The sequence below is a fragment of the Streptomyces sp. Je 1-79 genome (assembly GCF_025195125.1).
In the GTDB taxonomy this organism is placed as follows: domain Bacteria; phylum Actinomycetota; class Actinomycetes; order Streptomycetales; family Streptomycetaceae; genus Streptomyces.
The window spans coordinates 14,572-38,786 of the sequence record NZ_JAMGSL010000002.1; the positions used below are offsets into that span (position 1 = coordinate 14,572).

Here is a 24,215-nt window from a genome sequence, read left to right on the forward strand (position 1 = left end):
GGGTCATGACACAGACCGCCCTCGGACCCGTCGAGGTTCTGTCCCCCTACGTCGACGAGCAGCTGGTGGAGCGCCTCGGGATCGAGATCGAGGTGTGCGAGCCGGACCTCGTGATCGGCACCATGCCGGTGGCGGGCAACCGTCAGCCCATCGGCCTGCTGCACGGCGGAGCCAACGCCGTGCTCGCCGAGACGCTCGGTTCGCTCGCGGCCTGGACACACGCCGGCGCCGACCGGATCATCGTCGGCCAGGAACTGTCCTGCACCCACCACGGCGGGGCGCGGTCGGGCCGGGTCACCGGCGAGTGCCGACCGCTGCACGTGGGCACGCACACCGCCACGTACGAGATCGTCATCCGCGACGCGGGGGGCCGACGCACCTGCACCGCCCGGCTGACCTGTGCGATCCCGCCGGCCCGGCGCCGGGCGAACCGGTGACCGAACGCGGCTCGGGGAACGACGGCCGGCCGCCCCGTCGGCGGCAATGCGCGACTACTGCTTCGCCCTCTGTCGTATGCAAGACTATTGATATGGCGAAGACGACGACGGAGACGGTCGCCGCAGGTCGACTCGGGCACACGATCAAGAGGGCCGAGCAGGCCCTGATCGGACGCAAGACAGACGTGCTGCGGGAGTTCGGCCTGACGGTGCCCCAGTACTCGGTTCTGCTGTTGCTGTCGGTCTCGGACGGCATGTCCGCTGCGCAGCTGGCGCGCGAGTGCATGGTCACGCCGCAGACGATGGCGACGGTACTGACCAACCTGGAGAAGGCCGACCTGGTGTTCCGGGAACCCTCGGAGCTGCACCAGAAGGTCGTGGTCAACCGGGCAACCCGGGCCGGCCATGCCATCGCGAAGAAGGCCGACAAGGCGGCCCTGCGCGTCGAGGGGTCCCTGGGTGCCGAGTTCACGCCCGAGGAAAGGGCGAGGTTCGAGGAGTACCTGGAGCGGACGATCGCCGTTCTCGGGGCCCTCGAGTAAAATCCTCGGGGTATGCGGGACGCGTAGGGAAACCGCCTTGAATTCGTCTTCCGACGAATTCAAGGCGGTTTTCTTTTCGTGTCACCCGTGAGGCAGGTAACAGCCAGGGATCCGGCTCGCAAAAATTGCGCACGACGGTCGGCCGAAAACGATTTTCGGCCGGGATCCTGCTAGGGTGGCCTGGTGACTCGTGCTGGGTGCACGTACCTGCGCGGGGAACGAAGGGTTTGACCATTTCGCCGCAAGGCGGGATGGATGTACCAATAAGGGGGAATGGTGCAGATTCACGTCCTGGGACCGATGACCGTATTAAACGATGACCTGGAGCCGGTCGTTCTGGCACCCAAGCCGCGTCGTCTGCTTGCTCTGCTCGCTGTCAATGCCGACAGTGCGATATCAGTCAATGCGCTTGTGCAGGAGTTGTGGGGGAACAACCCTCCCCGAACTGCCACCGCAACAATCCAGACATATATCGGGCAGGTCCGCCGTACCATCGCGGAAGCCCTCAAGAAGAACGTCACCGAAATCGCAGAAGAAATCCTCATCACCGAGGGCAGTAGTTATGTGCTGTCCATGCGGAGGGTCGCGCTCGACATCGCGGAGTACGAGATGTTGACCGCCGCCGGTAACGCCGCCGTCCAGCGTGGCGCATTCGTCGAGGGTTCCGATCTGCTCCACCAGGCCGTGGCGCTGTGGCGCGGCCCCGCGCTCGTCAACGTGGAGGCCGGGGAACTGCTCGGCGCCCGGATCGTCCACCTCGACGAGTCCCTCCTCTGCACGCTGGAGCACCGGATCTACGCCGATCTCCAGCGCGGCGCCCACCACACCCTGGTTCCGGAGCTCACCGAGCTCACCGCCCGCCACCCGCTCCACGAGAACTTCCACCGGCACCTGATGCTCGCGCTGTACCGCTGCGGCCGGCGGGCCGAGTCGCTCGCCGTCATGCGGCGGCTGCGGGCCCGGCTGGTGGAGGAGCTGGGCCTGGAGCCCTCGCCGTTCCTGGTCCAGCTGGAGCAGGACATCCTGCGCGGCGAGCCGTCCCTGGACACGCCCCGGCTCAGGTCGGCCGACCGGGCCACCGTCGTACGGCAGCAGGAGCGCCGGACCATGGGCAGCGTGGTGCACAGCCTGACGCCGGCGCTGCGAGCGATCGGCTGAACGCCGGCCGATAGGGACCGGCCGGACCGGGCGGACGTTGGCCGGCCTGACCGGTCGGGCAGCATGAAGGGTCCGCGGGCATCGTGCCCGCGGACCTTTTCGTATGCGGACTCCTGGATACGTCCTCAGGCTCCGCTGACCAGCAGGCAGGACCAGGTGAACCCGGCGCCCGCGCTCACCACCAGCGCGTACTCGCCGGGGCCCAGCATCCGCCGGGTCCGCAGCTCCGCGAGGCTCGCCGCGGCGTCGCCGGCTCCCAGGTGCCCGGTGTCGGCGCCGGGCCACAGCAGTTCCGCCCCGGTGAGCTCGGTCAGCAGCGGCGCGTAGGCCAGGTCGATGGTCTTGCGGCCGAGCCGCGGCGCCACCACGTAACGCAGCGGCACGTCGCCCGTGGCGGACAGGCCCGCGCCCGCCAGGCACGCCTCCACCGCCGACCGCAGCGACGCGGCGCTCGCCTCGGTGAACGCCTCCATGCCCCCCGCCCGGAGGAACGCCTTCTTGGTGCGACGGATGTCGACCTTCGGTCCGAGGGAGCGGGCGGCCGGGCCGAACGGGTCGTCCCCGCGGTGCATGCGCTCCAGCCGGGACGCGGCGACCATGGCGACGGAGTGCAGGATCAGATCGGCCGGCCGGCCGCCCTCGCTTCCCGGCAGGTGGTGCAGGACGAGCGCGGTGGCCCCGTCGCCGTACCCGATGCCGTAGTCACCGCTCCAGCGGTCGAAGCCGGGTTCCACGAAGGCGTCGGCGGTGGTGATGAGGGCGTGGCCGAGGCCGGGCTCGACGAAGAGCCGGGCGGCGGCCAGTTCCACGGCCGCCGCGCCGCCGTTGCACACCTGCTGGACGCCGACGGGCACGGCGGTGTCGGCGCCGAGCCCGTCGGCGACGAAGTGCGCGGGGGACCACAGGTCGTGGCCCTGGTAGTGGATCCAGGCGTGCAGCAGGAGGCCCACGGCGTCGGCGTCCACACCGGCCGCGGAGAGTGCCTCGCGGCCGGCCGCGACCGCCATCTCGGGCGGGGCCTGCTCGGCCACCGGCAGTCCGGTGTATCCGAGTTCGGCGGCGGTCTCGGCGTCGACCAGCTCACGTTCGACCGCCTCGGCCGCGCTCTGCCGGCCCGAGGGCAGCCAGAGCGAGGGGCCCGAGATACCCAATGGGCGCGGCAGAAGCATTACTTGGCTCCGGCGTTCGTGTTCTTCGAGGTGATCGCGTCGATGTCGCAGCCCGGGTCGGGGGCGAGCGTGGTGGGCGAGGTCGCGGCGGTCGGGATGATGTCGACGACGTACAACTCGACCGGCACGGTGCCCTTGTTGATGCCCATGTGCACGGTCGTCGGGCCCACGGGCTCCACGAGCGATTCGCCCGCGCGGTACTCCTCGACCGAGCAGTCCGAGCCGTCGATCCGGGTGAACGTACCGGAGTTGATGACGGCGATCTCCTCGCCCACGTGGTAGTGCCAGCCCGTGGAGGCGCCCGGCTGCACGACCGCCTTGCGGTAGAGCACCTTGCGGTCGCCGTTCGCCTTGATCTTGAAGGGCGCCGAGGTGACGCCCTGGCTCAGGGTCACCGCGCTGACCGGGGGGACGTCGGCCGCGACATCGGCCTGGGCGACGGGCTGGGTGGCGAATCCGGCGCCTAGCGCCACCGCGGCGACGGTGCCGGCGACGGCGAGCTTGCTCTTCTTGACCACGGGATGTCCTCTGCTTACGGGAACCGATCGCAGTCATATGTATCAGAGCATTGTCACTGGAGTGAGGTCTGTCGTGACTTCCTGCGCTGGCCTTGAGTCGACCTTGAGCCGTTCTCTTGCGGGCCTTGCGGCCGGGCCCGTCGGAGGGCTTGGCGCCGTCTTCCGGTGGGCCTGGCGCGAGCCGCTCAGCCCGCCTCGACCAGCGAGATCCTGCCCTTCCGCTCGTCCCGCCCCAGCAGTTCCACGACCTTCTCGCGGGTCTCCGTACCGGGCCGCGCCGTGTGCAGCATCAGCCGGATCCCCGGGCGGTCCGGGATCTCCAGTACCGAATGGTCGAAGATCAGGAAGCCCGCCCGCGGATGGTCGATCGCCTTCACGCCCTGGTTCGTCGCCGTGATCTCGTACCGCGACCACAGCTCCGCGAACTCCTCGCTCTCCTCCGTCAGCCGGCCCGAGATCGACGTGAACCGCGACTCCTCCGGGTAGCGGGCAGCGTCCCTGCGGAACTCGGATACCAGACCGGGCGCGACCTCCGTCCAGTAGCGATGGCGCGCCCGGAACGCCGGATTGGTGAAGAAGGACATCAGGCAGTTGGTGTCCCGCTCGCCGAACCCGAAGACCAGTGCGGCCGCCCGGTTGAGCCCCACGATGTCCCAGCACCTGTCGATCACATACGCCGGACTCGGCATCCAGCCCTCCACGAGGGCCGTCAACTGCGCCGTGTCGGCGAGGTCGTCCGCCGTGCGCTGCGGCGGATTCATCCCCACCAGCCGGTACAGGTGGTCCCGCTCCACGTCGTCCAGCCGCAGCGTCCGGCTGATCGAGTCCACGACCTGCTCCGACACCTTGATGTCCCGGCCCTGTTCGAGCCACGTGTACCAGGAGGCGCCGATACCGGCCAGCATCGCGACCTCCTCCCGGCGCAGCCCCGGCGTGCGTCGGCGCGCACCGGGAGGAAGACCCACGTCCTCGGGCCTGAGCCGTTCCCGGCGGGCGCGCAGGAAGTGCTTGAGCTCCTCGCGTCGGCGGGGCTCCCGTACTGCGTCGAGGCTGGTGGTCATGAACCCAGGATACGTTCGGGCTCCCCACGCCATGGCGATATTTGCCAGCCTTCTGGCATGACTCCCGACTCCGTCACTCAGCCGCCCGGCAAGGTGCCCTTCACCACCCGCCAGTGGCTCATCATCGCCCTCCTGTGCGGTGCGCAGTTCATGCTCGCCCTCGACTTCTCCATCCTCAGTGTCGCGCTCCCCGTCCTCGGTGAGGACCTCGGCTTCGAGCTGAGCGACCTCCAGTGGGTGGTCACCGCGTTCGCCCTGCCGTCCGGCGGCCTGCTGCTGCTCTTCGGCCGGGCCGCCGACCTCTACGGCCGCCGCAACTGGTTCGTCGCCGGCATGGTCCTCTTCGCGATCGCCTCCCTCGCCGGTGGTCTCGCCACCACGCCCGGCTTCCTGCTCGCGGCCCGCGCCGCCCAGGGCGTCGCGGCCGCCATGCTCACCCCGGCGGCGATGTCGCTGCTCACCACCAGCTTCTCCGAGGGCTCGCAGCGCGACCGCGCACTCGGCATCAACGGCGCCCTGCTGTCGCTCGGCTTCCTCTCGGGCGTGGTCCTCGGCGGTGTCATCACCGACCTGACCAGCTGGCGCGTGACGCTCTTCATCAGCGTCCCCGTCGGCATCGTCGCCGCCATCGCCGCCCCGATTCTCATCAAGGAGAGCCGCAACGAGGAGACCCCGAGGCTCGACCTCCTCGGCGCGGTCACCGTCACCGGCGGCCTCCTTTCGGTGATCTTCGGCATCACCTCGGCCGAGCGCAACGGCTGGAGCTCCACCACCACCCTGGCCTCCCTCGCCGCCGGACTCCTCCTCCTCGCCGCCTTCTTCGCCATCGAGTCGCGGGTCACCGCACCCCTCGTCGACCTGAAGGTGCTGCGCCGCCGCACCGTCAGCTGGGGCAACACCACCGGCCTGATCACCTTCGCGATGATGACCGGCATGGTGTTCCTGCTGACCCTGTACATGCAGCAGGTGCGCGGGATGAGCCCGCTCGACGCCGGCTTCACCTTCGCCTCCCTCGGCGTCGCGGCCGTCCTCGGCGGCGCCTTCGCCGCCCGGATCATCGGCGCGATCGGCGTCCACCGCGCCCTCGTCTACGGTCTGCTCCTGCAGGCGGCGAGCACGGCCGCGCTCTACTTCCTCGACACCACCAGCGGCATGCCGCTGCTCCTCATCGCCACCGCCACCGGCGGCTTCGGCCACCTCCTCGCCGTCGTCGGCTACATGATCACCGCGACCTCGGGCCTGCCGGACAACGAGCAGGGCCTCGCCACCGGCCTCGCCTACACGGGCCAGCAGCTCGGCGTCACCGTCGGCACCCCGGTCCTCGCCACCGTCGCGGCGGCCGGTATGGACTCCGCGGGCGGCACCGGCGCCTCCGCCGTTCTGGAAGGCGTACAGGGCGGTCTGCTGATCGCCGCGGGCGCACTGCTCCTCGCGGGCCTCATCGCCATCGCCTTCCTGAGGCCCGGCCGCACTGCGGCGGCCGAGGCGACCGACGCTCCGGCGACCGACCGTCAGGTCCCCGTCGAGGCGCACTGAGAGTCCGTCGAACGCGCTGAGAGACTGAGGAAACGAATCAGATGCGCATGCGCTACCTGGGCCGCACCGGCCTCCAGGTCTCCGAGATCTGCCTCGGTACCATGACGTTCGGCGGCCGCCACGGCTTCCAGCACATGGGCCAGCTCAACACCATCGAGGCCCGGCGGCTCGTCCACATGAGCATGGACGCGGGCGTCAACTTCTTCGACACCGCCGACATGTACTCCGCCGGACAGTCCGAGGAGGTCCTCGGCGGCGCCCTCGGCACCCGCCGCGACGACGTGATCATCGCGACGAAGGTGCGCTGGCAGATGCCCGACGGCAGCAGCGGTCCGAACGACCGCGGTCTGTCCCGGCACCACATCGTGCGCTCGGTGGAGGCCAGTCTGCGCCGTCTCGGCACCGACTACATCGACCTCTACCAGACGCACGGCTGGGACGGCCGCACCCCGTGGGAGGAGACCCTGCGGGCCCTGGACGACCTCGTACGGGCGGGCAAGGTCCGCTACACCGGTGCGTCCAACCTGACGTCCTGGCAGCTCACCCGCGCCCTCGCCACCAGCGAGCGGACCGGGCTCGAGCGCTTCGCCTCGCACCAGATCCAGTACAGCCTGGCCGCGCGCGAGGTCGAGTGGGAACTGCTGCCCATGGCGGAGGCCGAGGGCGTGGGCATCATGGTGTGGAGCCCGCTCGCCGGCGGGCTGCTCAGCGGCCACCAGGAGCGGGGCGCCACGCCGCCGCCGGGCACGCGGCGGGCGGTGGGCTGGTTCGAGCCCGTCGACCCCGAGCGCACCTTCGACACCGTCGACGTCCTGCGCAAGATCGCGCAGGAGCGCGAGGTGTCCCCGGCCCAGGTGGCGCTGCGCTGGGCATTGGACGGGAAGGGCGTCACCTCGGTAGTCATCGGCGCCCGCAACGAACGCCAGCTCACCGACAACCTGGCCGCGACGACCTGGTCGCTGACCCCCGAGGAGCACGACGCTCTCGACGAGGTCAGCGCCCCGCCGCTGCCGTACCCGTACTGGCACCAGGACTACTGCGACGCGGATCGTGTCCGGGAATCGGACGAGGACTGAGGCGGCAAGCCGAGGCCCCGCGGGTCTGGGTGATTCCAGGGGTCGCCGTCGTCGCAACACGTGATCACTGGTGGGAACTTCCGCAGGCCATGGCCGCCCCTTGAGGGTGGCCATGGCCTGTTCGCCAAGGCAGCGGATCCTGGCGCGCGGCGGTCAGGTCGTGAGTCGATCCTGGCAGAGCCGGCGTCAGGGCGTCGTGGTGGACACCACGTACACCTTGGGGGCCGCCGGATCACTGAGGTCGACGGTGATGTCCTCGCTGGGGCGCGGTTTGTCGCGGTGGACGGAGGTACCCGACCAGACCTGGTCCCCGGAGAAGTCCCAGCCGACGATGTCGGCGTCGCGTTCGCCGACGGTGACCTCGCCCGGGTCCAGCGCGGCGCGGCTGGAGCCGATCTCGTTCAGGAAGGCGTCGAGCCGTCCCGCGCTCGTCGTGAACTGGACGTACAGCCGGCTGGTCTTCCAGTTGCTCGTCTCGTAGTAGGCGACGTCCGTGCTGCCCGTGGGGATCGGGACCTCGAAGACGCGGCGCTTCATCAGCGACGGCCAGTTGTCGCTCAGCCCGGTGGCGGAGGACTCGCGCTCCTTGTCGCGGCCGCTGTCGCGGCTCTGACCGGCGGAGATCGCCAGATAGCCGGCGGGGATGCCGACGAGCAGCACGATGATGATCGCCGTCAGCCAGCGGCGGCGGATCATGTGGCGCCGGTCCTCCGGCATCTTCGTGCCCTGTTCGGGAGAGGTGGTCGGGGAGGGGACGGTCATGAAGGCGGGTCCTGGGTGGTGCGGGAGGAGGTGCGGGGGACGGTGCCGTTGCGCAGGGCCTGGGCGTAGCGCTCGTACCGTTCGTAGCGCTCCACGCGGCGGCGGTTGGCGCGGCGGAAGCGGCGGGCGACGAGCCGGGCCAGATCGGCGGCGCCGACCATGCCGGCCTCGGGGCCGAGCTGGGCCTTGGCGATCCGGGCCTCGGGGCGGTAGCCGCGGCCGGTGAGATGGCGCCGGAAGGCGTCGCGCGCGGGGCCGATCAGCAGGTCGTCGGCGGCGCTGACGCCACCGCCGATGACGAAGCACGAGGGGTCGAGGGCGGCGGCGAGGTTGGCGATGCCGACGCCGAGCCACTGGCCGATGTCCTGGAGGAGTTCGACGCACATGGCGTCGCCCTCACGGGCGAGCTCGGTGATGAGCGGGCCGGTGATCTCGGGGATGTTCCCCTTGACCCGCTCGATGATGTTGTACGCGACCGGGGAGTCGGCGGCGGCCAGCTCGCGGGCCTCGCGGACCAGGGCGTTGCCGGAGCTGTACTGCTCCCAGCAGCCGCGGTTGCCGCAGGGGCAGCGGTGTCCGCCGGGGACGACCTGCATATGGCCGAACTCGCCGGCCACCCCGTACTTGCCGCGCTTGACCCGCCCGTCCTCCAGGATCGCGCCGCCGATGCCGGTGCCGAGCGTGATCATGACGAGGTGGTCCTCGCCGCGCCCGGCGCCGAAGCGCCACTCGGCCCAGGCGGCCGTGTTGGCGTCGTTGTCGACCATGACGGGGACGGCGAGCCGGGACTGGAGCGCGTCGCGCAGCGGCTCGTTGCGCCAGGCGAGATGCGGGGCGAAGAGGACGGTGGCGCGGTCGGCGTCGACCCAGCCGGCCGCGCCGATGCCGACGGCGTGCACGTCGTGCCGGTCCGAGAGGTCCAGGACCAGTTCGACGATGGTGTCCTCGACGACCTTGGGGCTCTTGGACTTGTCCGGCGTCTCGGTACGGAGCTTCTCCAGGATCGTGCCGTCCGCGTCGACGACCCCGGCCATGACCTTCGTACCGCCGATGTCGATGCCGACGGTGGGCACCCGGGGCGCGGTCAGGTGGGAGCGCCGCTCCCGGGTGCCGACGGTCCGCAGCACCGTGGCCCGTGCGGAGCCCCGGTGGGCGAGGTCGCGGTAGGTACTCATCGGCTCGATTCTGCCAGGTGCGGTGTCGGAGGGCCGTTACGAAGGGGTCGGGCGTTCCAGCTCGTGGCGCAGGTCCTCCAGCTCGCTGCCGCCCGCCATCTGCCGGGTCAACTCGTCCAGGGTGACGGAATCCTTGGTGTGGCTGCCCGCCATGACTCCGCGCTTGAGCAGGACGAAACGGTCGCCGACGAGATAGGCGTGGTGCGGGTTGTGGGTGATGAGGACCACTCCGAGGCCCTGGTCACGGGCTGCGGCCACATACTTCAGGACCACGCCGGACTGCTTGACGCCGAGGGCGGCGGTCGGTTCGTCCAGGACGAGGACCTTGGCGCCGAAGTAGACCGCGCGGGCGATGGCCACGCACTGGCGCTCACCGCCGGACAGGGTGCCGATGGGCTGGTCCACGTCGCGCAGGTCGATGCCCATGCGCAGCAGCTCGGTGCGGGTGGTCTCCCGCATCAGCTCCACGTCGAGGCGCTTGAAGGGACCGGCGCCCTTCGTGGGCTCGGAGCCGAGGAAGAAGTTCCGCCAGACCGGCATGAGGGGGACGACGGCGAGGTCCTGGTAGACGGTGGCGATGCCGAGGTCCAGGGCCTCGCGCGGGCTGGCGAGCGCGACGTCCTCGCCCTCGATCCGGAACGTGCCGGCGTCGTGCCGGTGCAGCCCCGCGATGATCTTGATGAGGGTGGACTTGCCGGCGCCGTTGTCGCCGAGGACGCAGGTGATCTCGCCCGCGTGGACCTCCAGGGAGACCCCTTCGAGGGCGCGGATGTTGCCGTAGTACTTGCTGACGTCGTCGAGCTCGACGAGGGCCGGGGCGGACTCGGGGGTGGTCATTTGGTTGCCTCCACACGCCTGCGGATCCAGGCGTTCAGCAGGGTCGCCAGCAGGAGCATCGCTCCCAGGAAGAACTTGAACCAGTCCGGGTTCCACTCCGCGTAGACGATGCCCTTGCTGGTCATGCCGAAGATGAACGCGCCGACCGCCGAGCCGATGGCGGAGCCGTAGCCACCGGTGATCAGACAGCCGCCGATGACGGCCGCGATGATGTAGATCAGCTCGTTCCCGACGCCTTCCCCGGACTGGACGACGTCGAAGGAGAAGAGCAGGTGCTGGCCGGAGATCCAGGCGCAGAAGGCCACGCCCATGTAGAGGCCGATCCTGGTCCTGGCGACCGGGACGCCGACCGCCCTGGCCGCGTCGGCCCCGCCGCCGACGGCGAAGATCCAGTTGCCGAAGCGGGTGCGGAGCAGGATCCAGGTGGCGACCGCGACCAGGCCGATCCACCACAGGATGGTGACCTTGAGGTCGACCCCGCCGATGGTCAGCTGGGAGGCGAAGAGCTTCCTGGCGGAGGGGAAACCCTCCATGTCGGCGATCGACTTGGTGGAGACCGTGCCGCTGATCAGCTTGGTGAAGCCGAGGTTCAGTCCGGTCAGCATGAGGAAGGTGCCGAGGGTGATGATGAAGCTCGGCAGCCTGGTCCGGGTCAGCATGACCCCGTTGAAGGCGCCGATGGCAAGGGTGACCAGGAGCGAGACGCCGACGCCGACCCAGACGTTCGCGGTCATCTGGTAGCTGAACATCGACGAGACCAGCGCCGAGGTGGTGACCATCACGCCGGCCGAGAGGTCGAACTCGCCGCCGATCATCAGCAGCGCGACGGGCACCGCCATGATGCCGATGGTGGAGGCCGCGTAGAAGACCGTGCCGAGGCTGGAGGCGCGCAGGAAGCTGTCGGCGACGATCGAGAAGAAGACGAAGACGGCGGCGGCTCCGACGACGGAACCGAGCTCGGGCCGGGCCAGGAGCTTGCTCAGCCGGGACGTGCGCAGCAGCCGCTCGTCGACGTGGTCGAGGTCGGACGGCGCGGTCGCGCTCATCGAGTGCCCCGCTCCGTGTAGCCCTTCAGCGCCTCGGCGTCGTCCTTGGTGATGATCTGGGGGCCGGTGAGGACCGGCCTGCCGCCGCCGAGGACGTCGGCGTTGTACTTGTACAGCCAGAGCAGGTCGACGGCCTCGTAGCCCTGGAGGTAGGGCTGCTGGTCCACGGCGAAGCCGAGGGTGCCGGCGGCGAGCCCGGCGGCGACCTTGGCGTTGAGGTCGAAGGTGTCGACCTCGGCGTCGGAGCCCGCGGTCTTCTTCGCCTGGACGGCGGCGTCCGCGAAGGGCGCGCCGAGCGTCACGACGGCGTCGATGGAGGGGTCGGACTGGAGCTTGGCCTCGATGGAGGCCTGGACGTCGGGCATGTTGGTGCCGTCGACGTACAGGTTCTGCAGCTCGCCGCCGAAGGTCTTCTTCGCCCCGGCGCAGCGCTGCTCGTGGCCGACGTTGCCCTGCTCGTGCAGGACGCACAGCGCCTTCTTCCTGCCGCGCTCGTCGAGCTCCTCGCCGACGGCCTCGCCCGCGACGGTCTCGTCCTGGCCGATGTGGGTGAGCGCGCCGTAGGCCTTGGACTGCTCGGAGCCGGAGTTGACGGTGATCACCGGGATGCCGGCCTTGACCGCCTTCTCGACGGCGGTCTTCATCGCGTCGGGCTTGGCGAGCGTGACGATGAGGCCGTCGACGCCCTTGGCGATGTACGAGTCGACGAGCTGGGCCTGCTGCTGCGCCTCGTCGCTGTGGGCGTAGAGGAAGTTGATGTTGTCCTTGACGGCGGCCTGTTCGGCGCCGTTCTGGACGATGTCCCAGAAGGTGTCGCCGTCGCCGGAGTGGGTCACCATGGCGAAGGTCCACCGGGGGGTGTTCACGGCCGCCTTCCCCTGGGCCGCGGCCGCCTTGCGGGCGTCCTCCGCGCGCTTCCCGCCGGTGCTGCTGCACCCCGCGAGTGCGGCGGTGAGCGCCACCGCGAGCACGGCGCCGACTGCGGCGCGTACCCCTCCTGTCCGAACCCTGGTCACGAGGCCGTGCCCTCCTTTGTGTCCTTCTGCGTGCATTGCAGTATCGGTCATGGGGGTCGCGCGATCGTCAGTGGGGCATCCGTGGGTCAGGGGCGGACCAGCAGCTGGAACTCGAAGGAGTACCGAGAGGCCCGGTAGAGGTGGGAGCCGAACTCGACGGCCCGCCCCGTGTCGTCGAAGGTGGTGCGTTCCATCGTGAGCAGCGGTGCTCCCTCCTCCTCGGCGAGCAGCGCCGCCTCGGCGGCCGTGGCGGCGCGGGCGCCGACGGTCTGCCGGGCGCTGTGCAGAGTGATACCGGCACCGCGCAGCGACCGGTAGAGGCCGGTCGTCTCCAGCCGCCCCGTGTCCAGACCCAGCAGCCCGGCCGGAAGGTGGTTGCGCAGGTACGCCATGGGCTCGTCGTGCGCCGTGCGCAGCCGCTCCACGTAGCGCACGTCGTCGCCCTCCGGTACGCCGAGGGCGGCGGCGACCCGGGCGGTGGCGGGTTCGACGCGGTCGACGAGGACCCGGGTGGCGGGGCGCTGGCCGGCCGCCTCCAGGTCGTCGTAGAGGCTGCTGAGCTCCAGCGGGCGGCGGACCTGGCTGTGCACGACCTGGGTGCCCACGCCGCGCCGGCGGACCAGGAGGCCCTTGTCGACCAGGGACTGGATGGCCTGGCGGACGGTGGGGCGGGAGAGGCCCAGACGGGTGGCGAGGTCGATCTCGTTGCCGAGCAGGCTGCCGGGGGCCAGCGCGCCGTTCTCGATGGCCGCCTCCAGCTGCCGGGCGAGCTGGTAGTAGAGCGGGACCGGGCTGGTGCGGTCCACGGAGAGGGGTGGCGGCTCGGCGGACGGCGGCTGCTTGGACACGGACGGGAGCGTAGCCCGAGGAGATGATGACAGGAAGTGGTGAAGTCCGATTGTCCTGACAAATCCTTGACAGCTTCACCGTCCGGCACCACCTTGGGGCCATGCGTATCGGACTGATCGGAACGGGTCGTATCGGGGCCTTCCACGCGGGCGTGCTCGCCCGCCACCCGGAGGTGGAGTCGCTGGTCGTGGCGGACGCCGACCCCGTCCGCGCGGCGCGGGTCGGCGGGGCGCTCGGCGCCACCGTGGCACCCACCGTCGACGCCCTCCTCGACCACGCGCTCGACGCCGTCGTCATCGCCTCCGCCACCGCCGCCCACGCCGAGCTGATCGCCCGCGCGGCCGGGGCCGGGCTCCCGGCCTTCTGCGAGAAGCCCGTCGCACTGAACGTACCCGGCACGCTCGGCGCGCTGCGGGCGGTCGAGACCGCGGGCACGGAGCTCCAGCTCGGCTTCATGCGCCGCTTCGACGCCGGGTACGCGGCGGCCCGTGAGGCGGTCCGGTCGGGGCGTCTCGGCCGGCTGCACACCGTACGGGCGGCGACCTCGGACCCGGCCCCGCCGCCCGCCGCGTATCTGCCGCTCTCCGGCGGCCTGTACCGGGACTGCCTGGTGCACGATGCCGACATACTGCGATGGGTGACCGGGCGCGAGGTCGTCGAGGTGTACGCCACCGGCTCGGACGCCGGCCCCGCGATGTTCCGCGAGGCGGGCGACGTGGACACGGCGGCCGCGGTGCTCACGCTGGACGACGGCACGCTGGCGACGGCGACGGCGACCCGGTGCAACGGCGCCGGCTACGACGTACGGATGGAGCTGGCGGGCGACCGGGACCAGATCGCCGTCGGCCTCGACGACCGGACCCCGCTCACCTCGGTGGAGACCGCCGGGCCGCCGGCCCCGGTCAAGCCGTGGCCCGGTTTCCTGGAGCGGTTCGCCCCGGCGTACGAGGCCGAGCTGGACGCGTTCGTCCGTCTCGTACGGGGTGAGGCGCCGAACCCGTGCGACGGCCGCGAGGCGCTGGAGGCGCTCCGGATCGCCGAGGCGTGCGAGCGCTCACGGCGCGAGCACCGCCCGGTCGCACTCGCCGAGATCCCGTCGTGACGGGCTGAGCGTCAGCCGCGCGCGGCGGGTAAGGAGGCCCCCAGCCGTGTGCGGCGAGGGGCCGCCTCAGCCGTGCGCGGCGAGCACCGTCCCCTGGGCCACCGCGCACAGGGTCTCGGCGCCCTTGTCGTCCACGGCCAGCAGATCGCACCGTACGACCGCCTGCCGTCGCCCCGCGTGGACCACGCTCGCGCGGGCGACAAGCGTGCGGCCGCGCGCGGGGCGGACGTACTGGATGGAGAAACCGGCGGTCAGGACGGCGGGGCCGAGCGCGGTGCCCGCCGCGAAGGTGAGCGCGTTGTCGGCCGCGTAGGAGAGCACCCCGCCGTGCGCGAAACCGTTCTGCTGCCGGAGCTCCTCGCGGAGCTCCACCTCCAGGGTGGCCCCGCCATCGCCGAAGGCGGTGATCCGGGCACCGAGGAGCCGGCTGAACGGCTGGGCGTCCAGGACCTTCCGGGCGAGGTCGAGATCGAGCTGGTTCGTGGGGGGAGGTGAGGAGGAGGTCATCGGGTCACCACCGCACCGGAAGCCGGCGTACGCCGCGGACGAGGAGGCCGGGCATCCACTCCCAGGGGGCGCCCTCGGGGTCGAGTTCCAGCCGCGGGAAGCGCTCCAGCAGGGTCCGGATGGCGATGGTGCCCTCCAGGCGGGCGAGGGGCGCGCCGAGGCAGTAGTGGATGCCGTGGCCGAAGGCCAGATGGCCGCGCGGTTCGCGGCGGATGTCGAAGCGGTCCGGCTCGGGGAAGCGCGTCGGGTCGCGGTCGGACCCCGCGAGGGAGACGAAGACGGGCGCGTGGGCCGGGATGGCGGTGTCCCCGACGGTGGTCGCCTCCCTGGCGATACGGAAGGTGCTGGTCTCCACCGGCCCGTCGTACCGCAGCCCTTCCTCGATCGCCCCGTCGAGCAGACCGAAGTCGGCACGGAGGTCGGCGAGTTGGTCGGGGTGGGCGAACAGGGCCCGGACGGTGTTGGTGATCAGACCGACGGTGGTCTCGTGCCCGGCGATGAGCAACAGGTAGGCCATGCCTCGCAGTTCGGGCAGGGAGAGCCGGTCGCCGTCCTCGTCGCGGGTGGCGATCAGGGCGGACAGCAGGTCGTCCGCGGGACCTGAGGCCCGCTTGTCCTCGATGAGGTCGTCGAGATAGGCGCCGAAGCCCTCGACGACCTCGCGCTCGGGCGTTCCGCCGGTCGGCGCGACCAGCTCGTTGGACCAGCGGCGGAAGGAGTCGCGGTCGGCCGCCGGGACGCCGAGGAGCTCGCAGATGACGGTGATGGGCAGCGGGAAGGCGAAGGCGTCCACGAGATCGGCGCGGCCGGCCGGTTCCATCGCGTCGACGAGTTCGTCGGCGAGCTCCTGGACGCGGGGCCGCAGGGCCTCCACCCGGCGCCCGGTGAACTCCTTCGCCACGAGCTTGCGCAGCCGGCTGTGGTCCGGCGGGTCCACGGCGAGGAGGTTGGGGCCGATGACCTCTTCGTCGACCGGGGTGACGCCGACGACGGACGGCGACTTCACCAGGCGGGGATCGGTGAGGGCCGCCCGCCCCTCCTCGTGGCCGACGACGAGCCAGAACTCCCAGCCGTCGGGCATACGGACGTGGTGGACGGGTCCGCTCTCGCGGAGCTTCGCGTAGTAGGGGTACGGATTCGCGGTGAAGTCCGCGCCCCACTCCCCCGGTTCGATGGTCGCCATCGCCTCAGCCTAGGCGTCGCCCCGGGTCGAGCCCCAGGCCGTGTCCGACAATCGCCCCGCAAGCCACAGACATCCCCTAGGTGTCACCGTCGTCGAGGAGGCCCGCGTCGTGGACCAGGAGGGCGATCTGGACACGGTTGTTGAGGTCGAGTTTGGCGAGAATGCGCGAGACGTGGGTCTTGACGGTCGGCACGCTCATGTAGAGGGCGGCGGCGATCTCGGCGTTGGAGTGGCCGCGGCCGACGGCGACGGCGACCTCGCGTTCGCGCTGGGCGAGTTCGGCGATCCGGCCCGCCGCGGTCGTGCTCCGCGACTGTTCCGGCGCGCCCGCCACATGGCTCATCAGCTGGCGGGTGACCGCCGGGGAGAGCACCGGGTCGCCGGAGGCGACGCGGCGCACCGCGGCGACGATCTCGGCGGGCGGGGTGTCCTTGAGGACGAAGCCGGCCGCGCCGGCGCGCAGGGCGCGCAGGACCTGTTCGTCGGCGTGGAAGGTGGTCAGCACGACGACCTCGGGGGCGTCGGGCCGGGCGCGCAGGTCTTCGGTGGCGGTGAGGCCGTCGACGTACGGCATCCGGATGTCCATGAGGACGACGTCGGGGGCGAGGCGGGCGACGAGTTCGGGGACGTCCCTGCCGTCGGTGCCCTCCCCGACGATGTCGATGTCGTCGGCGCCGCCGAGCATGAGGGTGAGGCCCGCGCGGACCAGGGGGTCGTCGTCGACGATGAGCAGCCGAATGGTCATGAGGGCCACGGTAGCCAGGCGTGCAGGGCGAATCCGCCGTCGGGGGCCGGGCCGTGGTCCAGACGCCCGCCCGCGAGGGTGGCCCGCTCGGTGAGGCCGATGAGTCCCTGGCCGGAGCCGGGGACGTGCGGGACGGGCCCGGTGGGGGCCGGGTTGCGGATGTCGACGGTCAGTCCGTCACCGGGAAGGCCGCGCACGGTCAGGGTGACCTCGGCTCCCGGGGCGTGCTTACGGGCGTTGGTGAGACCCTCCTGCGCGATGCGGTAGACGGTCCGGCCGGTGGCCGCGGGGACCGCCTCCGGGTCGTCGATCGTGGAGTCGAGGACGACCTTGGTCCCGGCCGCGCGGGACTCGGCCACCAGCGCGTCGAGGGTGGCGAGGGTGGGCTGCGGCCGGTCGCCGTCCGGCCCCTCGCCGGGGGCGCGCAGGACGCCGATGATCTGCCGGAGGTCCTGGAGCGCCTCGTGGGCGCTGTCCCGGATGACTCCGGCGGCGCGGGCGACCTGCGCGGGCGGGGCGTCGGGGCGGAACTCCAGCGCTCCGGCGTGCACGCTGAGCAGGGTCAGGCGGTGGGCGAGGACGTCGTGCATCTCGCGGGCGATGGCCTCGCGGGCGAGCCGCTGCGCCTGCTCGGCGCGCAGCTCGGCCTCCGCCTCGGCGCGCCGGGCGCGCTCGCGCAGGGCCTCGACGAGCTGGCGCCGGGAGCGCACGAGCATGCCCCAGGCGGTCATCAGCAGGATGAGGATGAAGCCGATGGCGATCCCGAGGACGGTACCGGTGGCGGGGTCGGGCCGTACGAAGACCTGGGCGACGGAACAGACGAAGGCCAGCGCGCCGATCCAGGCGATCTCGCGGAAGGGCCGCCGGACGGCGACGCTGAACAGACTCACGAGGAAGGCGCCGCCCGCGACGGGCGCGACCACGCTGACGAGGGAGAGCGCGACGGCGAGGCCGACGGGCCATCGGCGGCGCAGCCAGAGCGCGCAGCAGGCGACGGCGCCGACGACCTGGTCGAGGAAGGCGACGGTCTCGCTGTTGTACTGGTCGCTGGTCTCGGCGGCGAGGAGGCCGACGAAGACGGCGCAGAGGAAGAGAACGCTGTCGACGACCCAGTCCCGTACGGTCCGCCGCGGCCTGCGCCCGGACGCACCGGTGGCCGTGGGATCGGCCATGGCCGAGGGCAGCAGCCAGGCGTGGGGGTCCGTACGTGTCATACCCACCAAAGTACGCACGTCAGGGGCGTGCGGCCGGGCTGAAGGGACCGGACGCTACCAAAGTCGCACGGAAGGCGACTTCGGTAGCAGCGGCTCTGTCCCTCGGGCGGACGCGGGCCCGGACCGGCCGGAACCATGATCGGTCCATGAAGAAGTTTCTGGAGATCGTCGGTGTCATCGTGCTGCTCGGCGGGATCTCGGGGGTGGTGCGGGAGCTGACGGGCTGGTTCCCGTTCCTGGGGTACACCCGGTTCCTGACGGAGAACGTCTGGTTCCTCGACGGCCGCGAGCTGATGGCGAACGTGGCCATCGCGGTGGTGGGGTTCGCGATCGTCATGATCGCGGACGCCAGGCGTCGTACGTAGGCCGTACGGGTCGGGACGTCGGCGCCGGACGCTCAGGCGGGGACGGGTTCCCGGCCGGAGCCGTCGAAGGGCGGATAGCGCTCTCCGCCCACGCGCTCAGCCACGTCGATGTAGTCGACGAGGGCCGCGCGGGAGCGCGCGAGACGGTCCATCTGCTCGTCCAGCCGCCGCAGCCGTGACCTCATCGCGGCCAGCAGCTCGGGACAGCCGGCCAGCTCAGGGGCCTCTCCGACCGCGCAGGGCAGCAGGTACGCGATGTCCTCGGAGGAGAGTCCGGCGCCCAGCAGGTGCCGGATCTGCTTCACCCGTAACACCGCGGCCTCGCCGTACTCGCGATAGCCGTTGGCGCTCCGGTCCGCCTCCAGCAGGCCCTGGGCCTCGTAGTAGCGCAACTGATGGGCGTTGACGCCCGTCCGCCGGCTCAGTTCCCCGATCCGCATCGCGACCTCGCTTGACCTTCATACCGGTATCAACGTTGACGATGCTGCCATGAGCAACGCAACAGACACCCCTGTGACAGTCATCGGACTCGGCCTGATGGGCCAGGCGCTCGCCGGCGCGTTCCTCGAGGCCGGGCACCCCACGACCGTGTGGAACCGTACGGCCTCCAAGGCCGACCGCCTCGTGGCCCAGGGAGCCCGGCTCGCGCTCACGGTGGGCGACGCGGTCGCGGCGGGATCCCTGGTCGTCGTCTGCGTCACCGACTACGAGGCCGTACGCGAACTGCTCGGCGCGGCCGGCGTCCTGCCGGCCGGCACCACGGTGGTCAACCTGACCTCGGGCGACTCGACCCAGGCCCGGGAGACCGCCCGGTGGGCCGAGCAGCGCGGCGCCCGCTACCTGGACGGCGCCGTCATGGCCGTCCCGTCCGGGATCGGGACCGCCGACGCGGTGATCCTGCACAGCGGACCGCGGGCGTACTTCGAGGAGCACGAGTCCGCCCTCGGCGCGCTCGGCACCGTCACCCATCTCGGGGCGGACCCCGGCCTGGCGTCCCTGTACGACGTCGCCGGCCTGGCCATGATGTGGAGCGTCCTGAACGCCTGGCTCCAGGGCACGGCGCTGCTCAGGACGGCCGGCGTCGACGCCGCGACGTACGCGCCGTTCGCGCGGCAGATCGCCGCCGGGGTGGCCGAGTGGCTGCCCGGGTACGCCGAGCAGATCGACCGCGGCGCCTTCCCGGCGGAGGTGTCGGCGCTGGAGACCGACGCGCGGGCGATGGTCCACCTGATCGAGGAGAGCGAGGCGGTCGGCGTGAACGCCGAACTGCCGAAGCTGATGAAGGCGATGGCCGACCGGGCGATCGCCGCGGGACACGGCGGGGAGCAGTACCCCGTGTTGATCGAGGAGTTCAGCACACCGCGCGAGGCCTGAGCCGCCCCCGGGCGGTGGGCCTGGGGCACCGCGAGGAGGGCGGCCGGACCTCGGGGCAGCTCAGCGCGGGGTGCTCGCCTCGTTGAGGCGGGTGACCTCGGCGAGGTGCTCGGCCATCCGGTTCGAGACGGAGCCGCTGGTGTAGAGGACGGCCCCGACGACGGCGAGGGGCATGGATCCTCCGAGGACGGCGAGGAGCTCGGGCCAGTCGCGTTCGGCGACGCAGTCACTGCTGCCGTTGTGCAGGTTGTGGGTGGTCCAGCGGGACTTGCACTCGTCGGTGTCGCGGTAGTCACCGGCCTCGTACGGCGCGAAGATCAGCACCGCGAGCCAGATCCACATCAGTCCGGCGAGGGTCAGCAGCCCGAGTCCCCAGCCCTGGGTACGCCGGGCGCGGGTGCGGAATTCTATGTCGTAAGGCAGTGAACGCATGGGGCAAGAACCTACCGGGCGCTCTCGTCGGCGGCGCGGCGGCCCCAACTCGTCCCCGCCAGGACCAGGATGGCGCCCGCGATGCCGAGCACTCCGGGGCGGTCGCCGGCGATCGCGATCCCCGCGGCGGCGGCCCACAGCGGTTCCGTACCGAGCAGGAGGCTGACCCGGGACGGGGAGGTGCGGCGGACGGCCCACATCTGCACGAAGAAGGCGAAGAGCGTGCAGAAGACGGAGAGGAAGAGCAGCCCGGCCCATTCGCGCGGGCCGAAGTCGAGCGCCACGGACCAGGGGGACGCGCCGGTGCCGGGGAGCGTGGCGAGGAGAGCGAAGACGGCCACGGCGGAGCCGAGTTGGACGGTGGTGAGGGAGAGCGAGTCGGCGCTCCGGACCGCCCTGATCCGGGACATCGCCAGGACGTGCACGGTCCGCGCGACGGCGGCGAGGAGCATCAGCAGATCGCCGAGGGACGGCGCGGTGAAGCCGCCGCCCTGGGTCAGAAGTACCACGCCGGTGACCGAGAGCCCGGCGGCGGCCAGGAAGGCGCGGGGCATGGGGGTCCCCCCTGCTCGGGCGGGACCGAGAGCTTGGGGGCGGGTCCGGGTGACGGCGGCCTCGGCGAGCGGCGTGAGGATCATGGTGAGGCTGATGATCAGGCCGGCGTTGGTGGCGGAGGTGTGGACGACGCCGTAGGTCTCCAGGAGGAAGATCCCGCTGAGGATCAGTCCGAGGATGCCCGCGCCCCGCCACTGGGCCGCGTTCAGCGCCCGCAGCCCCCGCCACCCGGCGACGGCGAGGGCGGGCAGGACGACGGCGAACCGCAGGACCAGGACGGCCACGACGGTGTGCGTGGTGGTGATGCCCTTGGCCGCGAGATAGCTGGCTCCCCAGACGACGGCCACGAGGAGGACCGGCAGGTCGGTGAGCCAGGCTCGGCGCGGGGCGGGGAGGGGTACGGAAGCGGCGATCGAGGACATCGTGGGCCTGCTCCAACACGTCGGACGAGGTGGAGGCTTCGGCGGCTCGCACGCGGGACGATCACCGTACCCGGAGAGACCGGTGGCGGCTACATGTTTCCGTTTCCCTAGGCGTAGGAGCCGTACGTGGGGCTGCCCGCCAGTTCGTACGTGTTGATGGAGATGCCCGAGGACGTGGTCCTGCCCCCGACGTTGCGGAAGGCGCTGGGCCGGGCGCCGTCGCCGAAGAGCCGCAGGCCCGTGCCGAGGACGACGGGGAAGACGAGCAGGTGGATCGTGTCGATGAGGCCGGCCGCCAGCAGGGTCCGGGCGAGGCCGCCGCTGCCGTGCATCTGCAGCTCGCCGTCGACGCGCTCCTTGAGCGCCGAGACCTCCGTGACGGCGTCGCCGCCGAGGACGGTGGTGCCCGCCCAGTCGGCCGTGTCGAGGGTCGTGGAGACGACGTACTTGGGGAGGGAGTTGAGCTTCGACGCGATGAGGTGGGAGGCGTCGGTCTGCTTCGGCCAGTAGCCCGCGAAGATGTCGTAGGTGCGGCGCCCGAGCAGAAAGGCGGCGGGCCGTCGGAAGACCCCCTCGACGAAGGTGCCGAAGTCCCCGTCCCCGTACGGGACGGACCACCCGCCGTGCTCGAAGCCGCCGCTGCGGTCCTCGTCGGGCCCGCCGGGTGCCTGGTAGACGCCGTCGAGGGTCACGAACTGGGTGAGGGAGAGCTTGCCCATGATGTGCCTTTCGCTTCGACCGGGATCCCCCGGTCCATCGTGTCTCACAAGCTCCGACTCCACCGCTCGGCGAAAGTCATCGGGTGATCTCCGTGTCCGATTGCCGCCAGCACCGCGAGGAGCCGCCGACTTTGATTGAACCCGCAACCACTCAGCGTTTTTCCTTACGGAGGTTCGGGATGTCCACGATGAACGGCAAGGCGGTCCTGGTGACGGGCGGCAGCCGGGGGATCGGCGCCGCGACGGCGCTGCGGCTGGCCCAGGAGGGCGCGGACGTGGCCTTCACCTACGTGGCCGGCGAGGAGCGGGCGAAGGAGGTCGCGGCGCGGATCGAGGCGACCGGGCGCACGGCGCTGCCCCTGCGGGCCGACGCGGCGGACGCCGGGGACGCGGCGGGCGCGGTGGAGTGGGCGGCCGACGCCCTCGGCCGGCTCGACGTGCTGGTCAACAACGCCGGCGTCGGGGTGGTCGCCCCACTGGAGTCGCTGGCCCTGGCCGACGTCGACCGGGTCCTGGCGGTGAACGTACGGGGGGCCTTCCTCGCCGCGCAGGCGGCGGCCGCGCGGATGGACCGGGGCGGGCGGATCATCACGATCGGCTCGTGCATGACGGCGCGCGTCCCGGGGCCGGGCGGGACGCTCTACGCGATGAGCAAGGCGGCGCTGATCGGGCTGAACAAGGCGCTCGCGCGGGAGCTGGGCGGGCGTGGCATCACCGCGAACATCGTCCACCCGGGCCCCGTCGACACCGACATGAACCCGGCGGACGGCCCGTACGCGTCGGACCAGGCGTCCCTGACAGCCCTGGGCCGCTTCGGCACCCCGTCCGAGGTCGCCGCGACGGTGGCGTTCCTGTCGGGCCCGGGCGCGGCGTACGTGACGGGCGCGGAATTCTCGGTGGACGGCGGCCACGCGGCGTAGAGCCGATACGAGGGCGCCGGCGAGTGAGCCGAAGGGCGCGCCGGGGGAACGACCCCGAGCGCGCGGAGCCTCCCGAGGAACGAGGGAGGCGAGCACGGTCGGGGTCGTGAGCCCGGCACAGGCGCCCGGAGGCGAACCGAGCCCCGAAAGAGGAGGAGCCCGGCGAGTGAGCCGAAGGGCGCGCCGGGGGAACAGCCTCGAGCGCGCGCAGGCCCGCGAGGAACGAGCGGGGCGAGCACGGTCGGGGCTGTGAGCCCGGCACAGGCGCCCGGAGGCGAACCGAGCCCTGAAAAAGAGGCGAACCGAGCCCTGAAAAAGAGCGCGAGGGCGCACCGGTGCTGTCGGCCGGTGCGCCCTCGCGGGCCGGGCGGGGTGTCGTTACCCGCCCAGTTCCTGGTGGCGGGCCGTCAGGCGCGCCGCGCCCTCCTCGGTCAGCGAGCCGAAGAGGCGGAGGCGGGAGATGCCGCCGTCGGGGTAGATGTCGATCCGGACCCGGGAGCCGACCGCCGGCGTGTCCAGCACGAAGCGGTGGTTGGTATCGGGCTGGAGGCGGGTCCGGGGCAGGACCTCGGTCCAGTCCTCGGAGCCCTCCGCGGCCACGGACAGCGCCGCCCAGCCCGCGCTGTTGCCCTTGAGGTACGCGGTGTCGATCTCGACCGCGCGGATCTCGGACTCGGCGGCCAGGCTGTACCGGATCCAGTCGTTGCCCTTGTCGCGGCGGCGGCGGGTCTCCCAGCCGTCGTCCATCTTGTGGGAGCGGCCCGGCTGGATGGTGTTGGTCGCCGGGGAGTAGAAGCGGTCGGAGGCGTCCTCGACCTGGCCGCCGTTCTCCAGCGCGGCGAGGTCGAAGGTGCCGAGGACACCGAGCCAGCGCGGGTCGGGGGCGACCTCTCCGTGGACGCGCAGGCGGGCGATGCCGCCGTCGGGGTGCTGGTTGACGCGCAGGTGCGTGAAGCGCTGCTCGATGTCGACGGCGAAGCCGTTGGCCGCGTGGCCGCCGATCGCGGTGCGCGGGACGAGCGTCGTCCACTTCACGTCGTCCGCGAGGAGTTCCTCGGGCGAGGGGGAGCCGGCGACCGAGGTGGCCTCGACGGAGACGGCCTGCGGGTAGTTGCCGCGGAAGTGCGCCGTGTCGACGACGATGCCGCGGACGACGCCGGGGGCGCCGAGGCGTACGAGCGCCCAGTCGTGGTCGTCCTCGGTCGGGTGCGGCTGCCGGGCCGAGACGCCACGGCGGCGGCGGGTCTCCCAGCCGTCCATGATCTTGCCCTTGTGGCCGAAGTGCTCGGGGTCGAACTCGGCGGCGCCGGGCTTCAGCATGTTCTCGCGCTCGGCGAAGAACTCGTCGTTGGCGGCGATCACACCGGCGCCGAGGCGGCGGTCGGCGAGGTCCGCGTACTGCGTGAAGGGGAAGTCAGCGGTGCGGTAGTCGGCGTACGGGTCGCCGCCGCCGAAGGGGCTTGCGTCGCCGGTGAAGGAGGGTATGCCGGTCACG

Annotated in this window: 27 protein-coding genes; 9 read left to right on the forward strand and 18 right to left on the reverse strand. The window is 71.6% G+C overall.

Annotated elements, in window-relative coordinates:
* Positions 1-5: 5 nt before the first annotated feature.
* From M5362_RS03035 to M5362_RS03045, 3 genes are all read left to right on the forward strand, one after another.
* Complete coding sequence (locus tag M5362_RS03035) at positions 6-437, forward strand: hotdog fold thioesterase (protein ID WP_260225711.1); 432 nt, start codon at positions 6-8, stop codon at positions 435-437.
* Between the two features lie 92 nt (positions 438-529).
* A complete protein-coding gene (locus M5362_RS03040; RefSeq protein ID WP_260225712.1) occupies positions 530-979 on the forward strand; it encodes a MarR family winged helix-turn-helix transcriptional regulator in 450 nt (149 codons plus the stop codon).
* A 300-nt stretch (positions 980-1,279) separates the two neighbouring features.
* Complete coding sequence (locus tag M5362_RS03045; protein WP_260225713.1) at positions 1,280-2,137, forward strand: AfsR/SARP family transcriptional regulator; 858 nt, start codon at positions 1,280-1,282, stop codon at positions 2,135-2,137.
* 125 nt (positions 2,138-2,262) lie between these two features.
* Here the strand turns inward: M5362_RS03045 and M5362_RS03050 are convergent, their stop codons facing one another.
* The 3 genes from M5362_RS03050 to M5362_RS03060 form a co-directional block, all read right to left on the reverse strand.
* Positions 2,263-3,306 (reverse strand): 3-oxoacyl-[acyl-carrier-protein] synthase III C-terminal domain-containing protein, encoded by a 1,044-nt coding sequence (locus tag M5362_RS03050; RefSeq protein ID WP_260225714.1) that lies wholly within the window; start codon positions 3,304-3,306, stop codon positions 2,263-2,265.
* Complete coding sequence (locus tag M5362_RS03055) at positions 3,306-3,824, reverse strand: cupin domain-containing protein (protein ID WP_260225715.1); 519 nt, start codon at positions 3,822-3,824, stop codon at positions 3,306-3,308. Before M5362_RS03055 ends, M5362_RS03050 begins: the two co-directional genes overlap by 1 nt.
* Before the next feature lie 185 nt (positions 3,825-4,009).
* Complete coding sequence (locus tag M5362_RS03060) at positions 4,010-4,885, reverse strand: helix-turn-helix transcriptional regulator (protein WP_260225716.1); 876 nt, start codon at positions 4,883-4,885, stop codon at positions 4,010-4,012.
* Between the two features lie 57 nt (positions 4,886-4,942).
* Here M5362_RS03060 and M5362_RS03065 point away from each other — a divergent pair, with 57 nt between their 5' ends.
* Both M5362_RS03065 and M5362_RS03070 read left to right on the forward strand, forming a co-directional pair.
* Complete coding sequence (locus M5362_RS03065) at positions 4,943-6,421, forward strand: MFS transporter (protein ID WP_260225717.1); 1,479 nt, start codon at positions 4,943-4,945, stop codon at positions 6,419-6,421.
* Positions 6,422-6,462: 41 nt separating this feature from the next.
* On the forward strand, positions 6,463-7,497 hold the full coding sequence (locus tag M5362_RS03070) for an aldo/keto reductase (protein ID WP_260225718.1): 1,035 nt from the start codon (positions 6,463-6,465) through the stop codon (positions 7,495-7,497).
* 186 nt (positions 7,498-7,683) lie between these two features.
* On the opposite strand, the gene M5362_RS03075 is transcribed toward M5362_RS03070, so the two are convergent.
* The 6 genes from M5362_RS03075 to M5362_RS03100 form a co-directional block, all read right to left on the reverse strand.
* Entirely contained in the window at positions 7,684-8,259 is a 576-nt protein-coding gene (locus M5362_RS03075; protein ID WP_260225719.1) for a hypothetical protein, read from the reverse strand.
* Positions 8,256-9,434: an ROK family glucokinase gene (locus M5362_RS03080; protein ID WP_260225720.1), complete on the reverse strand. Its 1,179-nt coding sequence runs from the start codon at positions 9,432-9,434 to the stop codon at positions 8,256-8,258. Before M5362_RS03080 ends, M5362_RS03075 begins: the two co-directional genes overlap by 4 nt.
* 36 nt (positions 9,435-9,470) lie before the next feature.
* Entirely contained in the window at positions 9,471-10,271 is an 801-nt protein-coding gene (locus M5362_RS03085; RefSeq protein ID WP_260225721.1) for an ATP-binding cassette domain-containing protein, read from the reverse strand.
* On the reverse strand, positions 10,268-11,317 hold the full coding sequence (locus M5362_RS03090; RefSeq protein WP_260225722.1) for an ABC transporter permease: 1,050 nt from the start codon (positions 11,315-11,317) through the stop codon (positions 10,268-10,270). The genes M5362_RS03085 and M5362_RS03090 overlap by 4 nt, the downstream gene beginning before the upstream one ends.
* The gene (locus M5362_RS03095) at positions 11,314-12,333 is read right to left on the reverse strand and encodes a sugar ABC transporter substrate-binding protein (protein WP_260225723.1); all 1,020 of its coding nucleotides are present in this window, start codon (positions 12,331-12,333) and stop codon (positions 11,314-11,316) included. The genes M5362_RS03090 and M5362_RS03095 overlap by 4 nt, the downstream gene beginning before the upstream one ends.
* A gap of 86 nt (positions 12,334-12,419) precedes the next feature.
* The gene (locus tag M5362_RS03100; RefSeq protein ID WP_308354850.1) at positions 12,420-13,139 is read right to left on the reverse strand and encodes a GntR family transcriptional regulator; all 720 of its coding nucleotides are present in this window, start codon (positions 13,137-13,139) and stop codon (positions 12,420-12,422) included.
* Positions 13,140-13,282: 143 nt separating this feature from the next.
* Between M5362_RS03100 and M5362_RS03105 the strand changes: the two genes are divergently transcribed.
* Positions 13,283-14,284 (forward strand): Gfo/Idh/MocA family oxidoreductase, encoded by a 1,002-nt coding sequence (locus M5362_RS03105; RefSeq protein ID WP_260225725.1) that lies wholly within the window; start codon positions 13,283-13,285, stop codon positions 14,282-14,284.
* A 66-nt stretch (positions 14,285-14,350) separates the two neighbouring features.
* On the opposite strand, the gene M5362_RS03110 is transcribed toward M5362_RS03105, so the two are convergent.
* From M5362_RS03110 to M5362_RS03125, 4 genes are all read right to left on the reverse strand, one after another.
* Positions 14,351-14,791, reverse strand: a complete 441-nt coding sequence (locus M5362_RS03110) for a PaaI family thioesterase (protein ID WP_260225726.1) — start codon at positions 14,789-14,791, stop codon at positions 14,351-14,353.
* Between the two features lie 4 nt (positions 14,792-14,795).
* Positions 14,796-15,974 (reverse strand): cytochrome P450, encoded by a 1,179-nt coding sequence (locus M5362_RS03115; RefSeq protein WP_260225727.1) that lies wholly within the window; start codon positions 15,972-15,974, stop codon positions 14,796-14,798.
* A gap of 76 nt (positions 15,975-16,050) precedes the next feature.
* A complete protein-coding gene (locus M5362_RS03120; RefSeq protein ID WP_260225728.1) occupies positions 16,051-16,719 on the reverse strand; it encodes a response regulator transcription factor in 669 nt (222 codons plus the stop codon).
* Entirely contained in the window at positions 16,716-17,933 is a 1,218-nt protein-coding gene (locus M5362_RS03125; RefSeq protein ID WP_260225729.1) for a sensor histidine kinase, read from the reverse strand. The genes M5362_RS03120 and M5362_RS03125 overlap by 4 nt, the downstream gene beginning before the upstream one ends.
* Positions 17,934-18,079: 146 nt before the next feature.
* Between M5362_RS03125 and M5362_RS03130 the strand changes: the two genes are divergently transcribed.
* On the forward strand, positions 18,080-18,298 hold the full coding sequence (locus M5362_RS03130) for a hypothetical protein (RefSeq protein WP_260225730.1): 219 nt from the start codon (positions 18,080-18,082) through the stop codon (positions 18,296-18,298).
* Between the two features lie 32 nt (positions 18,299-18,330).
* Here the strand turns inward: M5362_RS03130 and M5362_RS03135 are convergent, their stop codons facing one another.
* Positions 18,331-18,738, reverse strand: a complete 408-nt coding sequence (locus M5362_RS03135; protein WP_260225731.1) for a MerR family transcriptional regulator — start codon at positions 18,736-18,738, stop codon at positions 18,331-18,333.
* Between the two features lie 49 nt (positions 18,739-18,787).
* Here M5362_RS03135 and M5362_RS03140 point away from each other — a divergent pair, with 49 nt between their 5' ends.
* Positions 18,788-19,672, forward strand: coding sequence for an NAD(P)-dependent oxidoreductase (locus tag M5362_RS03140; RefSeq protein WP_260225732.1), 885 nt, complete (start codon positions 18,788-18,790; stop codon positions 19,670-19,672).
* A 60-nt stretch (positions 19,673-19,732) separates the two neighbouring features.
* On the opposite strand, the gene M5362_RS03145 is transcribed toward M5362_RS03140, so the two are convergent.
* The 3 genes from M5362_RS03145 to M5362_RS03155 form a co-directional block, all read right to left on the reverse strand.
* On the reverse strand, positions 19,733-20,104 hold the full coding sequence (locus tag M5362_RS03145; protein ID WP_260225733.1) for a hypothetical protein: 372 nt from the start codon (positions 20,102-20,104) through the stop codon (positions 19,733-19,735).
* A gap of 11 nt (positions 20,105-20,115) precedes the next feature.
* Positions 20,116-21,081, reverse strand: coding sequence for a DMT family transporter (locus tag M5362_RS03150; RefSeq protein WP_260225734.1), 966 nt, complete (start codon positions 21,079-21,081; stop codon positions 20,116-20,118).
* Between the two features lie 107 nt (positions 21,082-21,188).
* Positions 21,189-21,800, reverse strand: coding sequence for a dihydrofolate reductase family protein (locus M5362_RS03155; RefSeq protein WP_260225735.1), 612 nt, complete (start codon positions 21,798-21,800; stop codon positions 21,189-21,191).
* A 179-nt stretch (positions 21,801-21,979) separates the two neighbouring features.
* Here M5362_RS03155 and M5362_RS03160 point away from each other — a divergent pair, with 179 nt between their 5' ends.
* Positions 21,980-22,720 carry an SDR family NAD(P)-dependent oxidoreductase gene (locus tag M5362_RS03160; RefSeq protein WP_260225736.1) on the forward strand — a complete coding sequence of 247 codons (741 nt, stop codon included), beginning with the start codon at positions 21,980-21,982 and terminating at the stop codon, positions 22,718-22,720.
* Between the two features lie 378 nt (positions 22,721-23,098).
* Here the strand turns inward: M5362_RS03160 and alc are convergent, their stop codons facing one another.
* A complete protein-coding gene (gene alc / locus M5362_RS03165) occupies positions 23,099-24,214 on the reverse strand; it encodes an allantoicase (protein ID WP_260225737.1) in 1,116 nt (371 codons plus the stop codon).
* Position 24,215 lies beyond the last annotated feature (1 nt).